The organism is Rhodoligotrophos defluvii (assembly GCF_005281615.1).
Lineage (GTDB): Bacteria > Pseudomonadota > Alphaproteobacteria > Rhizobiales > Im1 > Rhodoligotrophos > Rhodoligotrophos defluvii.
On record NZ_SZZM01000002.1, the window covers coordinates 556,245 to 571,134 of the forward strand.

Sequence of the window (14,890 nt, forward strand, 5' to 3'; positions counted from 1 at the left end):
CACGACCAAGTCAAAAAAGGGAGGAGTGAGAAATGAAACTGAGAACCATGCTGGGCGCCGTCGCGGCCCTGGCGGTATTCACCGGCACCAGCCTCGCGCAGGACACGACGGTGAAGATCGGTGTCCTGAACGATCAGTCGGGGATCTATTCCGACATTACCGGGCAGGGATCGGTTGTCGCCGCTCGCATGGCCATCGAGGATTTTCTGGCCAAGAACCCGGATTTCAAGGTCGAGCTCGTTTCGGCCGACCATCAGAACAAGCCGGACATCGCCTCCAACATCGCCCGTCAGTGGTACGACCAGGAAGGCGTGGATGCCATTTTCGACCTGCCCACCTCGTCCACGGCGCTCGCAGTCGCGGAAGTGACGCGCGAGAAGAACAAGGTGGTGATCGTGTCGGGCGGCGGCACCTCCGACCTGACCGGCAAGAACTGCTCGCCCAACACCATACACTGGACCTACGACACCTGGTCCCTTGCCCAGGGCACGGCGACCGCCATGATCCAGCAGGGCCTGAAGACCTGGTTCTTTATTACGGCGGACTACGCATTCGGCCATGCCCTGGAGCGCGATACCTCGGAACGCGTGAAGGAGGCAGGCGGAGAGGTGCTCGGCTCGACCCGCTATCCCTTCCCGGGGCAGGACTTCTCCTCTTACCTGCTGCAGGCGCAGTCGTCGGGCGCTCAGGTCATCGGCCTTGCCAATGCCGGTGGCGACTTCATCAACTCCGTCAAGCAGGCCTCCGAGTTCGGCATCGTCCAAGGCGGGCAAAACCTGGCCGGCCTGCTCGTGTTCATCAGCGATATCCATGCGCTCGGCCTTCAGGCAGCCCAGGGCCTCAACCTGACGGGAGCGTTTTATTGGGATATGAACGACAAGACCCGCGCTTTCTCTGACCGCTATCAGAAGGCGGGTGGCCCGGCGAAGCCGACCATGGTGCATGCCGGCGTCTACTCGTCCGTGCTGCACTATCTGGAGGCCATCAAGGCGGCCGGCAGCAAGGATGCCAAGGCAGTCATGGCCAAGCTGAAGGAAGGGCCGCTGCAGGACGAGCTGTTCGGCACCATCACCGTCCGCCCGGACGGCCGAGCCATCCACGACATGTACCTGTTCCAGGTGAAGAAGCCCGATGAATCGTCCGGCGCCTGGGACTACTACAAGCTCATCGCCACCATCCCCGCGGACAAGGCGTTCCGCCCGCTCGATGAGGGCGGCTGCAACCTCGGCCAGTAGCCGCGATGGCGAAAACGGCCTGAGGTGAGCGGCTGAACATGTCGCGACGGCGGCGGCACCGACGGTGCCGCCGCTAATCCTGTGGCCTGGCGGTTGCGGGACTGCTAGAGAGCACGTGTGTCCGCCCTCCTGTTTCGGTCCCCCGCATGTCCCAAGCCGCTTTGACACCGCACCGGCACGACCGCCTCGACACCCTCGCCTGCGGTCTGATGCTGCTGATCTGCGCGAGCTGGGGCCTCAACCAGGTGGCCGTTAAGATCGCGGTCGGCGGAATTTCCCCCATATGGCTCACGGCGATCCGCTCGATCGGCGGCAGCGTGCTGATGCTGGCCTGGATGGCCTGGCGCCGCATTCCCGTGCTGAAGGCGGATGGCAGCCTCGGCGTCGGCACCTTCATGGGCGTGATCTTCACGATCGAGTTCATCCTGTTCTATTGGGGCATGAATTACACGACCGTGTCGCGCGGGGTCCTGTTCTTCTATATGTCGCCCTTCGTGGTGGCGATCGGCGCCCATTTCTTCATCCCGAGGGAGCGGCTGACCAGGACCAAGTGCCTCGGCCTCATTCTCGCCTTCACCGGCCTTGCGCTCGCGGTCTATGAGGGCCTCACCCTGCCCAGCCTGCGCGAGCTGTTCGGCGACTTGATGATCCTCATCGCCGCCATCCTCTGGGGCGTGCAGTCCGTGCTGTTCAAGGCCGGCCGGCTGTCGCGCATCGCCCCGGAAAAGACGCTGCTCTACGAGCTCGGCATTTCCGCCCTGCTCACCCCGTTCGCCCTGCTGATCTTTCCCGAACCCGGAATCTTCGCACCCTCTCCGCTGGTCTGGCTGTCTGTGCTCTACCAGATCGTGGTGGTCGTCTTCGCCAGCTATATCGGCTGGCTGTGGCTCATGGTGCGTTATCCCGCCTCGCAGCTTGCCTCCTTCAGCTTCCTCGTCCCGGTGATTGGCTTTGCGGGCGGCGCACTCCTGCTGGACGAACCGGTCAGTCCGTTGCTCCTGGTCACCGTCGCACTGATCGGCCTGGGCATCTTCCTGGTCACCCGCACCAGTCCCGTAACCCAACGTTAACCAACTGGACTTGCAGCCGGCTTCGGGGGAAACTAGAGCCGGCTCCAAGCGCCTCGAGCTTGTGCATGCGGGGATCCTATGTTCGCGTCGCGTCTGTTTGTGCCTATCGCCGTTGCTGCCGCCCTCTGGCTGTCGCCGGCACAATCTCCAGGGGTGCTGGCCCAGGCCCAAGCGCCCGCACCGCAAGCCGCCCCCACAGCCGCGCCGCCACCGGCCACCACAGCCGCACCGCAAGCGGCCACGCCAACGCCCCTGTCAAAGGAGGATAAAGCCAAGATCCTCTCCTTTCTGCCGGGCAGCGTCGCGGATGAGGCGCAGCGCTACCTGAAGGCGCTGGAGGCGGATAGCCAGATCACCGACGAGGCGCGCGCCAATGCCGAGCAGCGAGGCTTCAGCGCCGCTGCCCAGGGCGATCAGCGCAGCGCCATCAATGCCTTCCGCGCGGCCCTGAGCGAGGACCCGAGCAACACGCCCGTGTGGATCGCCCTGTCGAATGCGCTGCTCGCCTTGCAGACCGACGATTACGAGGAGCGCTACCGGCTGCCACAGGACGCGACCGCAGCGGCGCTGAATGCGTTCGAGACAGCACCCGACGCGGCACTCCGTGCCGAGGCCGTGGCTGCGCTGGCCCGGGCGCTCGAGCGCCGCCAGCTCTATCGCCCAGCGATCGAGGCCTACAAGGCGAGCCTTGCGCTCAACGCGTCGCCATCCGTGCAGGCCGCCTATGACAAGCTACGGCGCGATCAGGGCTTCCGGGTGGTGGACTACACGGTGGATTCCGATGCCCTGTCGCCCCGGTTGTGCATCCGCTTCTCCGAGCCTTTGGCACGGGTCGAGGATGGAATGTCCAAATTCGTCACCGTCAACGAAAAGGGCCCCGGCGAAGTCCAGGTTGAGGAGCGCCAGATCTGCATCGATGGGCTGCAGCATGGCGAGCGCTACCGGGTGGGCTTGCGCGCGGGCATTCCCTCGGTCGTAGACGAAGTGCTCGATCGGCCCGCCACCTTCGAGATCTATGTGCGCGACCGCACGCCCTCCGTGCGCTTCTCCGGCAAGAGCTTCGTGCTGCCGCCCCTGGGCGCGCAGACCATACCTGTCGTTTCGGTCAACACGCCGGAGATCGAGCTGGAGCTGTTCCGCATCGGCGACCGCAGTCTCGCCAATGCCATTGTCGGCGAGACCTTCCTCTCCCAACTCGACAGCTACCAGGCCACCGATATCGAGGACAAGCAGGGCGAGAAGATCTGGTCCGGCAAGCTCGGCACTCAGACGCAGCTCAATCGCGAGGTGACCACCGGCTTTCCGGTGACCGAGGTGCTGAAGGAGCGCAAGCCGGGCGTCTATGTGCTCAGGGCTCGGCCGAGCAATGCATCCGATCGCCCTTGGAATTCCCAGGCCACCCAATGGTTCGTGGTGTCCGACATCGGCCTTGCCAGCGCCTCCGGTACCGATGGTCTGCATGTCTTCGCGCGGTCGCTGTCCACCGCCCAGCCGCTCGATGGTGTGCAGCTGCGGCTCATCGCGCGCAACAATGAGGTCCTGGGCCAGGCTCGCACCGATGCCAATGGCCATGCTCAGTTCGCGGCCGGCATGACGCGCGGCACCGCCGGCCAGGCACCTGCTTTGGTCACGGCTTCGTTCGGCGACAGCGATTTCGGCTTCATCGATCTGACCGGACCGGCCTTCGACCTGTCCGACCGTGGCGTGGCCGGCCGCAACGCGCCGGGTGCAACCGACGTGTTCCTTTACACGGAGCGCGGCATCTACCGTCCGGGCGAGACGGTGCACATCGCCGCTCTCATGCGCGACGCCACGGCACAGGCGATCACCGGCCTGCCGCTCACCCTCATCACCGAGCGGCCCGACGGGGTCGAGCATTCGCGTGCCAACGTGGCCGATGGCGGCGAAGGCGGCCATGCCCTCGATGTCACGCTGCCGAATGATGCCATGCGCGGAAGCTGGCAGGTGAAGGCCTATGTCGACCCGAAGGCGCCGGCCCTGGCACAGACCACGATCCTGGTCGAAGACTTCATCCCCGACCGGCTCGAACTCGAGCTCACCGGAGCCACGACGCCGCTCAAGCCCGACGAGTCCTTTCCGGTCGACGTTGCCGGGCGCTTCCTCTATGGCGCGCCAGCAGCCGAGCTCTCCCTGGAGGGCGATCTCACCCTGAAGCCGGCCGCCGGCCTCGCGGACTATCCCGGCTATAGCTTCGGCCTGGCGGACGAGAAGGTGGAGCCGGTGCGCCGGCCCTTGGCCGACCTGCCGAAGACCGACGCCGACGGCAAGGCGACCGTGGACGTGACCATAGGCGATCTGCCCACCACCACCCACCTGCTTCAGGCCGACGTCGCCCTGCGTCTGCGCGAGCCGGGCGGCCGCGCCATCGAGCGTATCTTCTCCCGGCCCCTCCAGCCGGAGACGCCGGTGCTCGGCATCAAGCCGCGCTTTGAAGGCGGCAATGTTGGCGAGGGCGACACCGCGCAATTCGATGTCATCGCCTTGACCCCCGGCCTGCAGCGCGCGGCCGTGCAGGGGGCGCGCTGGTCGCTCTACCAGATCGAGAAGAATTTCCAGTGGTATATGACCGACGGTCGCTGGAACTATGAGCCGGTGACCTTCACCAAGCTGGTGGCCAACGGCACCGTGGATGTTCCCGCGGACCGGCCGGCCCTGATCGAGGCCAAGGTCGATTGGGGCCGCTATCGCCTGGAGGTCACGGCTCCGGCGCTCCAGGATGCGGCGGCCAGCGTGGAGTTCGATGCCGGCTGGTATGTGGAGGCGGCCACCGCCGAGACGCCGGATCTGCTGGAGGTCTCGCTGGACAAGCCGGCCTATCGCGACGGCGATACCGCGCGGCTCAAGATCACCCCGCGCTTCCCCGGCATTGCCACCATTGCCGTCATGAGCGATCGGCTGATCACCATGAAAGCGGTGGAGGTCGGCAGCGAGGGCACCGTGGTCGAGCTGCCGGTGGATGCGTCCTGGCGGCCGGGCGCCTATGTCACCGCCTCGCTCTACCGCCCGGCGGATGTTGCCCAGTCGCGCATGCCGTCGCGCGCCATCGGCCTCGCCTGGCTCTCGGCCGACATGTCGGACCGGCGCCTCACCGTAGCCCTCGATGCGCCCGAGACCACGCGGCCGAAGCAGCCGTTGCAGATCACCGCACGTGTGACCGGCGCCCCCGCCGGCGAGGAGGTGTACCTCACCCTGGCGGCGGTCGACGTGGGCATCCTCAACCTCACCCGCTACCAGCCGCCCTCGCCCGACGACTGGTACTACGGCCAGCGCCGGCTCGGCATGGATCTGCGCGACATCTACGGGCAGCTGATCGACAGCATGTCGGCCGCGCCCGGCTCGGTCCGCTCCGGCGGCGACGCGGGCGGTGCCACCATCGAAGGCAGCCCGCCCACCCAGCCGCTGGTCGCGAGCTTCTCCGGCATCGTCAAGGTCGGGCCGGATGGCACGGCGCCGATCAGCTTCGATATCCCGCAGTTCAACGGCACCGCACGGCTCATGGCGGTGGCCTGGAGCAAGACCGCCGTCGGCCAGGCCAACCGCGACGTGATCATCCGCGATCCGGTGGTGGTCTCAGCCAGCGTGCCCCGTTTCCTGTCTCCGAATGACGAAGCCCAAGTGGCCATCGATATCACCAACACCGATGGCCCGGCCGGCGATTACCGCCTGCAGATCACGTCCACCAACGAGATCACCGTGGATGACGCGAGCGCCGAGCAGACCGTCAGCCTCGCTGCCGGGGAGCGCAAGCTTGTCCATGCTCGCCTGAAGGGCGCGGAGATCGGCCTCGGCATCGTCACCTTGAGCCTCAACGGCAACGGCCTCGCCCTGGAGCAAGAGCTCTTCGTCCCCGTGCAGCCGGGCCTGGCCCCCACCAGCCGGCGGTTGGTTGAGGCCATACCCGCCCGCGACGGCACCCTGTCCATAGGGCCAGATATCTTCCGCGGCACGGTGGGCAATACGGGCTCGGTGCAGTTCAGCGTCATGCGCAGCGCCGCCCTGGATGTGCCCTCGCTGCTCCTCGCGCTCGACCGTTATCCCTATGGCTGCGCGGAGCAGCTCACCAGCCGGGCCTTGCCGCTGCTCTATTTCAATGCCCTGGCCAGCGAGGTAGGAGTTGCCAAGGACGGTGGCGCGGCGAAGCGCATCACGTCAGCCATCGGCGACATCCTCACGAACCAGTCCTCCACCGGCAGCTTCGGCTTATGGTCCCCCGGCTCGGGCGACCTGTGGCTCGATTCCTACGTGACCGATTTTCTGACCCGCGCCCGCGAGGCCGGCTATGCGGTGCCTGATCTGGCCTTCAGCCAGGCCCTGGACAACCTGCAGAACAGCCTCTCTTACTCGACCGATCTCGACAGCGGCGGAGCGGCCACGGCTTATGCCCTCTATGTGCTGGCGCGCAACCGGCGGGCGGCCATTGGCGATCTGCGCTACTATGCGGACGCCAAGCTGGATGCTTTCCAGACGCCGCTGGCCAAGGCCCAGCTCGGGGCGGCGCTGTCGCTCTACGGCGAGCGCGAGCGGGCCACCCAAGCCTTCTCGGCGGCCGTTGCGGCGCTGCCGCAGGATGTGGCCGCCGCGCGGAACGAGCTCAATCCCCGCACCGATTACGGCTCCGCGCTGCGCGATGCCGCCGGTGTGCTCGCCCTGATGCTGGAGGTGAGGCCGCCGCTGCCGATCGATCAGGCGCTGGTGCAGCGGGTCTCCGCGCTGAGAGCCCAGGCGGAGCGCACCAGCACCCAGGAGGAAGCCTGGCTGCTGCTCGCCGCGCACGGCCTCATGGGTGCATCCGACGGGCTAAACCTCGAGCTTGGCGGCAGCCCGGTGCGCGGCAGTCTGTTCGGCTCCTACGAGCAATCGGAAATCGCCATGCACCCCATCCGCATCGCCAACCGGTCGGACCAGGCGGTCGATGCGGTGCTGACGGTCACCGGCATTCCCGATCAGGCCCCGCCGGCGGGCGGCAAGGGCTTCACCATTAAACGCACCTATTACGACATGGCCGGCAACGAGGTCTCGGTCGACACCGCCAAGCAGAACGACCGCTTCGTTGTGGTGCTGGAGGTGACGGAGGAGAACGAGCTGCCCTCGCGCGTGCTGGTGGTCGATCGCCTGCCGGCCGGCTTCGAGATCGACAATCCGCGCCTGGTCGGCAGCGCTGACTTGAGCGCCTTCGACTGGCTGCCGGAAAATGTGAACGCGGCGCATGTGGAGTTCCGCAGCGACCGCTTCGTTGCCGCCTTCGATCGCAGCCAGGACAGCGACCGCGACATCACCCTGGCCTATGTGGTGCGCGCGGTGACCCCCGGCCGCTACATCCACCCGGCCGCGATGGTTGAGGACATGTATCGGCCCGAGCTTGCCGCCTGGACCGATCAGGGCCGCGTGGAGGTTCAGCCGGCGCAATAGCGCCCTGCGATGTCGATGACCGTGAGCCCGATCAAATCTGGCCGCAAGTGGTTGCGGCCCCGCTCCTGGGCGCTCGCCGGGTGCCTGGCTGCCGCGCTTTTGGCGGTCACTGTTGCCGGTCTTGACTGGCTCGATCGGCGTTTCCCGCCGCCCATGCCACAGGACAAGGCGATCTCCAAGCTCGTGCTCGACCGCAACGGCAAGCTGCTGCGCGCCTTCACCGTCGAGAACGGCCGCTGGCGCCTGCCCATCCAGTTGGACGCAGTCGATCCGCTCTTCCTGCGCATGCTGCTCGCCTATGAGGACAAGCGGTTCTACAGCCATCCCGGCATCGATCCGCGCGCCGTCCTGCGCGCGGTCATCCAGCTGGTGGCCAACGGCCGCATCGTGTCCGGCGGCTCCACCATCACCATGCAGCTGGCGCGCCTGTTGGAGCCGCGCAGCCAGCGCTCCCTCAAGGCTAAGCTAGTGCAGGCTGCCCGGGGGCTCCAGCTGGAGCGGCGGCTGACCAAGCAGCAGATCCTCGAAGCCTATCTGACCTTGGCGCCCTATGGCGGCAATATCGAGGGCGTCCGCGCCGCAAGCCTCGCCTATTTCGCCAAGGAGCCGGCCCGGTTAAGCCCGGCCGAGGCCGCCTTGCTCATCGCTCTCCCGCAGCTGCCCGAGGCGCGGCGGCCGGATCTTCACCCCGAAGCCGCCAGAAGGGCGCGTGACCGGGTGCTCGCCCGCGTCTCCGCGGCCGGGGCGTTGTCGGTGAGCGATGCGCAGGCCGCGCAGCGGCAGCGCCTGGGCGTCACGCGCCACCCTTTCCCCGCCTTCGCGGCCCATAGTGCCGAGGCAGCCCGCCGCCTCGATCCCGAAGCCGCCGTCCACCGCCTCACCATCGACCGCGACAAGCAGGCCGCCTTGGAGCAATTGGCGCGGGATGCGCTGGCGCGGCTGGCCCCGCCCCTTTCCGTGGCCATGCTGCTGGCCGATTATCGCACCGGTGAGATCCTCGCCCGCGTGGGCTCGCCCGATTTCGCCGACGAGACCATCAAGGGCTATATCGACATGACCCGGGCGGTGCGATCGCCCGGATCGGCGCTCAAGCCCTTCATCTACGGCCTTGCTTTCGAGGATGGGCTGATCCACCCGAGCACCCTGATCGACGACAAGCCGTCCGCCTTCGACGGTTACCGGCCCAGCAATTTCGATATGGGCTACCAGGGCACCGTCACCGCCGCCGAAGCCCTGCAGATGTCCTTGAACATCCCGGCCGTCTCGCTGTTGAGCAGCGTGGGTCCGCTCAGGCTCATGGCGCGTCTCCGCAACGCTGGCATATCGCCGGCCCTGCCGGGAACCGAGCCCCCGGGGCTCGCCATCGCGCTGGGCGGCCTCGGTCTCACCCTGGAAGACCTGGTGGCCGTATTCACCGCGTTGCCCCGTGGCGGCCATGCCGTGACGCTTCAGGAGATAGCGCCCGCCACAGCCTCTACCGAGCAGCCCGACCCGGTGCTGAGCTCGCCGGCTGCCTGGTATGTGGCCGATATCCTGCGCGGCACGCCACCGCCGGATGGAGCGCCGCGCCGCAGGCTCGCCTACAAGACCGGCACGTCCTATGGCTGCCGCGATGCCTGGTCCGTCGGCTTCGATGGCCGCTATGTGCTGGGGGTGTGGGTTGGCCGTGCCGATGGAACCGCAATTCCGGGCCTGTCCGGCCGCCTGCTTGCCGCACCACTGCTATTCGATGGTTTCGCGCGCGTCGGTGGCGCCATGCCGCTCTCCCTCGCGCGGCCGAAAAACGCTTATCCCGCCAGTACCGCCGAGCTGCCCCTGTCGCTGCAACATTTCACCGCGAGCAACGCAATCCCCGCCACCCGCAACGGCGTCGAGGCGCCGCCGCTGATCGTCTATCCGCCTCGCAATGCGCGAATTGACGTTGGAATCGGTTCTGAAGATGCCGGACAGCCTCTGGCGCTCAAGATCCAGAACGGTGTGCCGCCCTTCCGCTGGCTGGTGAACGGCAGACCGCTGCCCGAAGCGGCGCGGCGGCGCACCGGCACATGGCAGGCAAAGGATGCGGGCTTCTCCACCCTCACCGTCATCGATGCCGCCGGTCACAGCGATTCGGTCACCGTCTTCCTGGAATAGGCCGTCAGCTGTCGGCGATCGCCATGACGCGGTCGACGATCCGCTCCCGCTCTTCGGCATTGAACGGACAGACATCCAGCAGGTCGAGAAAGGCAAGCCCCTCCAATGCCAGCCAGGCGACCGCGGCATCCACCGGATTATCGGCATTACGCAGGATCCGGGTTACGTCGGCCTGCGCTTCCCGCGCCGGGTCGAGCAGCCGCGGATTTTCCGCAACGGCCGCCAACATGCCGTGCGCCATCTTCCGCGCCCCCTCTTCACCCTTGCAACGCGCCAATAGCAGCGCACGTAATTCGCCGCGCTTGTCCCCGCCCAGCTCGGCCGCCAGCGCCTCGCGCCGGCTGACGCACTCGTCCACGAAGCGCTCCACCATGGCCTGCAGCAGCGCGTCCTTGGTTGCATAGTTATAGAGCAGCCCGCCCTTGCTCACCCCGGCGCGCTCGGCCACCGCCTCCAGGGTGAGATGATTGGCCCCGACCTCCGCCACCACGGCTGCCGCCGCGTCGAGGATCTGCGCCTTCGAACTGGGCCGGCCCCGCGGCCGCTTCACCGTCTCACTCACTGTCATTTCTGTACCGTCCAACCGGTAGATATTTATTGATTTACCGTCCAGACAGTACATATATTAGCCGCCTACCGCGGTCAACGAACCGCAGGGGTGGTCGTACAGGTTCAGGGACGGCTTGGTAGCCTTATGGTCAAGCGTTTTATCATAGCAATCGTGCTGGTGCTGCTGATTTGCGGCGGACTCATCGGTTTCAACATGTTCCGCGATCAGAAGATCGCGGAATTCTTCGCCAACATGCCGGTGAAAACGGCGACCGTGTCAGCCACCACCGTCACCCCGCAGGAATGGCATCCGGCTATCGATGCCATCGGCTCGGCCAAGGCCGTCCAGGGTGTCGACCTGGCCTTCGAGACGACCGGTGTGGTTCGCGCCATCAATTTCAAGTCCAACGACCGGGTCAAGGCCGGGCAAGTGCTGATTCAGCTGGACGATGATGTGGAGCAGGCACAGCTGCCCGGCGCCGAGTCCGCGCTCGAAACCGCCGAGGCCCAGTTTGACCGGATCAAGTCACTGCGCACCAAGGGCGTCGCGGCCCAGAAGGACCTCGAGGCCGCGGAGCGCGAGGTCAACGCGGCGCGCTCGGAGCTTGCCCGACTTGAGGCCGTTATCCAGCAAAAGGCGCTGAAAGCCCCCTTCAGCGGGGTCATCGGCATTCCCCAGATCGACGTTGGCGCCTATGTCCAGCCCGGCACCGTCGTGGCCACGCTGCAGGATCTCGACCGCATGTACGTGGATTTCACCGTTCCCGAACAGCGCGCTGACGAGCTCAGCCTTGGCCAGGCTGTGCGCTTCGGACCGGATGCGCAATCCCTTGACCACGAGGGCCGCATCATCGGCATCAACCCCAAGGTCGACGAGAACAGCCGCCTGATTCTCGTGCGGGCCGAGGCCGACAATCGCGACGACAAGCTCATTCCGGGCCAGTTCCTGCAGGTGCGCGTCGAGCTGCCGCCGCAGCCGGACACGATCGTGCTGCCACAGACAGCCCTGGTGACCAGCCTCTATGGCGACTACGTGTTCACGCTGGAGCCGACCGCCGCCGGCAAGCCGGATACGGATGATAAGGCCGGCCAGCCTGAAGTGAGCGAGGGTGGCCAGCAGGGCTCTGGCATCGTCGCACAGGCTGCGACGACCGACGACCAGAAACAGCTCACCTACAAGGCAACGCAGGTTTTCGTGAAGCCGGGCCGGCGGCTCACCGGGCTCGTCGAGATCGTCTCCGGGCTCAAGCCGGGCCAGCTCGTGGTCACCTCGGGCCAGAACAAGATCCAGAACGGATCGATCGTCACCATCAACAACAGCGTCGATCCCGCAAAGCTTGCCCAATCGCAGTAAAGGGGATCGCCAGAGAGCGTCATGAACTTTTCCGAGATCTTCATCCGCAGGCCGGTGCTGGCTATCGTCGTCAGCTTGATGCTGCTGCTGCTCGGCGGTCAGGGCATCCTCAACCTCGCCCTGCGTGAATATCCGGAGGTCAAGGACACGGTCATCACCGTGACCACCACCTATCCCGGCGCCGGCGCCGAGCTGATGCAGGGCTTCATCACCACGCCCGTTGCCAAGGCCGTGTCCAACGCGGAGGGCATCGACTATGTGACGTCCCAGAGCCGGCCGAGCGTCAGCACGGTTTCCGCGCACATGCGGCTCAACACCGACCCGGACAAGGCGCTCACCGAGGTCATCTCGCGCGTCCAGCAGGTGCGCCGCCAGCTGCCGGAGGACGCCGAGGACCCGATCATCACCAAGGGCACCGGCCAGCAATTCGCACTTATGTATCTGGCCTTTTCTTCGCCCGAGATGAGCCCGCCGCAGATCACCGAGTTCCTCACCCGGGTGATCCAGCCGCGGCTCTCGACCATCGATGGCGTGGGTGACGCCCAGATCCTGGGTGAGCAGACCTTCGCCATGCGCATCTGGCTCGACCCGGTGCTGCTTGCCTCCCGCGACGTCACCGCCAGCGATGTGGTCAACGCCGTCCAGGGCGCGAATTTCCTCTCGGCGCCCGGCAAGACCCAGAACGAGCTGGTGGCCTACGCGGTGGAAACCGCAACCACTCTACAGACGCCGGAAGCCTTCGGCCAGCTGCCGCTACGGAACGATGGCGACCAGGTCGTACGGCTGAAGGATGTGGCACGCGTCGAGCTCGGGGCAGACCAGACCGACGTCAAGGTGGCGTTCAACGGCGAGCCCGGCGTGTTCATCGGTGTCTTCGCCAGCCCCGATGCCAACCCGCTGGATACCGCAAAGCGGGTGCGAGACGAGCTGCCGCAAATCCAGTCGGAGCTGCCGCACGGCATGGAAGCCAACCTGGTCTATGACGCCACCAAGTTCATTGACGCCTCCATCGACGAGGTGTTCAAGACCATTGGCGAAGCCGTGCTCATCGTGGTGGCGGTCATCCTGCTGTTCCTCGGCTCGTTCCGCTCCGTCGTCATCCCGGTGGTCACCATTCCGCTGTCGCTGATCGGCGTCTGCTTCTTCCTCTATATGCTCGGCTACTCGCTGAACACCCTGACCCTCTTGGCCATGGTGCTCGCCATTGGTCTCGTGGTTGACGATGCCATCGTGGTGGTGGAGAACATCCACCGCCACATCGAGGAGGGTCTGAAGCCTATTCCGGCGGCTATCGAAGGCATGCGCGAGATCTTCGGCCCGGTGGTGGCCATGACCATCACCCTGGCGGCGGTCTATGCGCCGATCGGCTTCACGCAGGGCCTCACCGGCGCATTGTTCCGCGAATTCGCCTTCACCCTGGCCGGCGCGGTGATCCTCTCCGGTGTCATCGCCGTCACCCTGTCGCCCATGATGTCGTCGCGATTGCTGAAAGCCCACGGCACCCATGGGCCCGGTCGCTTCCAGCGCATCGTGGACGGGCTGTTCTCCAGGCTGGCCGACCGATACGAGCGCCTGCTTGCCGGTTCGCTCAAATACAGGCCGGTCACCCTGTTCATCGTGGCCGCCCTGCTCGGCACATCGGTGTTCCTTTACACCAAGACATCGTCCGAGCTCGCCCCCCAGGAAGATCGCGGCGCCATGTTCGCCCTGGTGAACGTGCCGCAATACGCGACCGCCGACTACACCGCCGCTTTCCTCGATCAGTTCCGCGGCATGACCGGCGACATCCCCGAGGTCGAGACCACCTTCCACATCATTGGCAACACCGGTGGTGGCGGTGGCTTCGCGGTCTGGACCCTGAAGCCCTGGAATGAGCGCGAGCGCTCCCAGAAGGATATCCAGACGGAGGTGCAAGGCCGCATCGACAAGAGCGCCGGCGTGCAGGCCTTCGTGTTCGCGCCACCCTCGCTGCCCGGCACCGGCGGCGGCATGCCCATTCAGATGATTGTGCGCTCGACCGGCGATTCCGCCCAGGTCTGGGAGGTTGCCGAGGCCATCAAGGCGAAGGCGGAAGCCTCGGGCAAGTTCATCGTGGTGCAGAATTCGCTCTCCTACACCTCGCCGCGCGCACGGGTGTCGATCGATCGTGACCGGGCGACTGCCCTCGGCGTGTCCGCCCGCGATATCGGCACCACCCTCAACGTGCTGCTCGGCGAAGGCTCGGTGGCCAAGTTCGACTTCGACAACCGCTCCTACGACATCATTCCGCAGGTGCCGCAGATCGACCGCCTGAACCCCGAGAGCATGGGCAAATACTATGTGCGCGCCAGCAACGGCGCCATGGTGCCGCTTTCTGCGCTGGTGAAGGTCGAGACCTTCGCCGCGCCGCAGGCGATCGAACAGTTCAACCAGCTGACCTCGGCCACCCTGTCGGCGCTGCCCATGCCGACCGTGACCAGTGATGAGGGTCTCGCCACCCTGGAGCAGATCGCCCGCGAGGAGATGCCGTCCAATTTCCTCATCGACTATGCCGGCCAGTCGCGCCTGTCCAAGGAGGCGGGCCACACCCTCGCCATCGCCTTCGGCCTGGCGATCCTGGTCATCTACCTGGTCCTTGCCGCCCAGTTCGAGAGCTTCCGTGATCCGTTCATCATCATGATGTCGGTGCCGCTATCGATCTTCGGCGCCCTGGTGCCGCTCAATCTCGGCGTCGCCACCCTCAACATCTACACGCAGGTTGGCCTCATCACCCTGATCGGCCTCATCACCAAGCACGGCATCCTCATGGTCGAATTCGCCAATGAGCTGCGCGACCGCACGGGGCTGTCCCGGCGCGAGGCCATCCGCGAGGCGGCCAAGGTGCGGCTGCGGCCCATTCTTATGACCACCGCCGCCATGGTGCTAGGCGTGGTGCCGCTTCTGCTCGCCACGGGTGCCGGGGCTGCCGCGCGCTTCTCCATCGGCCTGGTGATCGCAACCGGCATGTCCATCGGCACGCTGTTCACGCTCTTCGTGGTGCCGATGTTCTATACCTACCTTTCTGCCAAGCAGAGGCCAAGCGAACGGCAAGAACCAGCCACCGGGGAGGCCTCCGCACAGCCGGCATCCTGAGCTGCGGC

Annotated in this window: 7 protein-coding genes; 6 read left to right on the plus strand and 1 reads right to left on the minus strand. The window is 66.1% G+C overall.

The genetic code is table 11. The features are described 5' to 3' along the window. Positions 1-32 precede the first annotated feature (32 nt). The 4 genes from E4P09_RS11755 (at position 33) to pbpC (ending at position 9,868) form a co-directional block, all read left to right on the plus strand. Entirely contained in the window at positions 33-1,235 is a 1,203-nt protein-coding gene (locus E4P09_RS11755) for an ABC transporter substrate-binding protein (RefSeq protein WP_137389783.1), read from the plus strand. Between the two features lie 146 nt (positions 1,236-1,381). Beyond that, positions 1,382-2,305, plus strand: a complete 924-nt coding sequence (locus E4P09_RS11760) for a DMT family transporter (RefSeq protein WP_137389784.1) — start codon at positions 1,382-1,384, stop codon at positions 2,303-2,305. Positions 2,306-2,383: 78 nt separating this feature from the next. Beyond that, positions 2,384-7,735 carry an alpha-2-macroglobulin family protein gene (locus E4P09_RS11765; protein WP_137389785.1) on the plus strand — a complete coding sequence of 1,784 codons (5,352 nt, stop codon included), beginning with the start codon at positions 2,384-2,386 and terminating at the stop codon, positions 7,733-7,735. 15 nt (positions 7,736-7,750) lie between these two features. Beyond that, entirely contained in the window at positions 7,751-9,868 is a 2,118-nt protein-coding gene (pbpC, locus tag E4P09_RS11770; RefSeq protein ID WP_137389786.1) for a penicillin-binding protein 1C, read from the plus strand. Positions 9,869-9,872: 4 nt separating this feature from the next. Here pbpC and E4P09_RS11775 read toward each other — a convergent pair whose 3' ends face one another. Further along, entirely contained in the window at positions 9,873-10,436 is a 564-nt protein-coding gene (locus tag E4P09_RS11775) for a TetR/AcrR family transcriptional regulator (protein ID WP_170984386.1), read from the minus strand. A gap of 126 nt (positions 10,437-10,562) precedes the next feature. Here E4P09_RS11775 and E4P09_RS11780 point away from each other — a divergent pair, with 126 nt between their 5' ends. Both E4P09_RS11780 and E4P09_RS11785 read left to right on the plus strand, forming a co-directional pair. Then, a complete protein-coding gene (locus E4P09_RS11780; RefSeq protein ID WP_137389788.1) occupies positions 10,563-11,771 on the plus strand; it encodes an efflux RND transporter periplasmic adaptor subunit in 1,209 nt (402 codons plus the stop codon). A gap of 21 nt (positions 11,772-11,792) precedes the next feature. Further along, a complete protein-coding gene (locus E4P09_RS11785; protein WP_137389789.1) occupies positions 11,793-14,882 on the plus strand; it encodes an efflux RND transporter permease subunit in 3,090 nt (1,029 codons plus the stop codon). Positions 14,883-14,890: the final 8 nt, after the last annotated feature.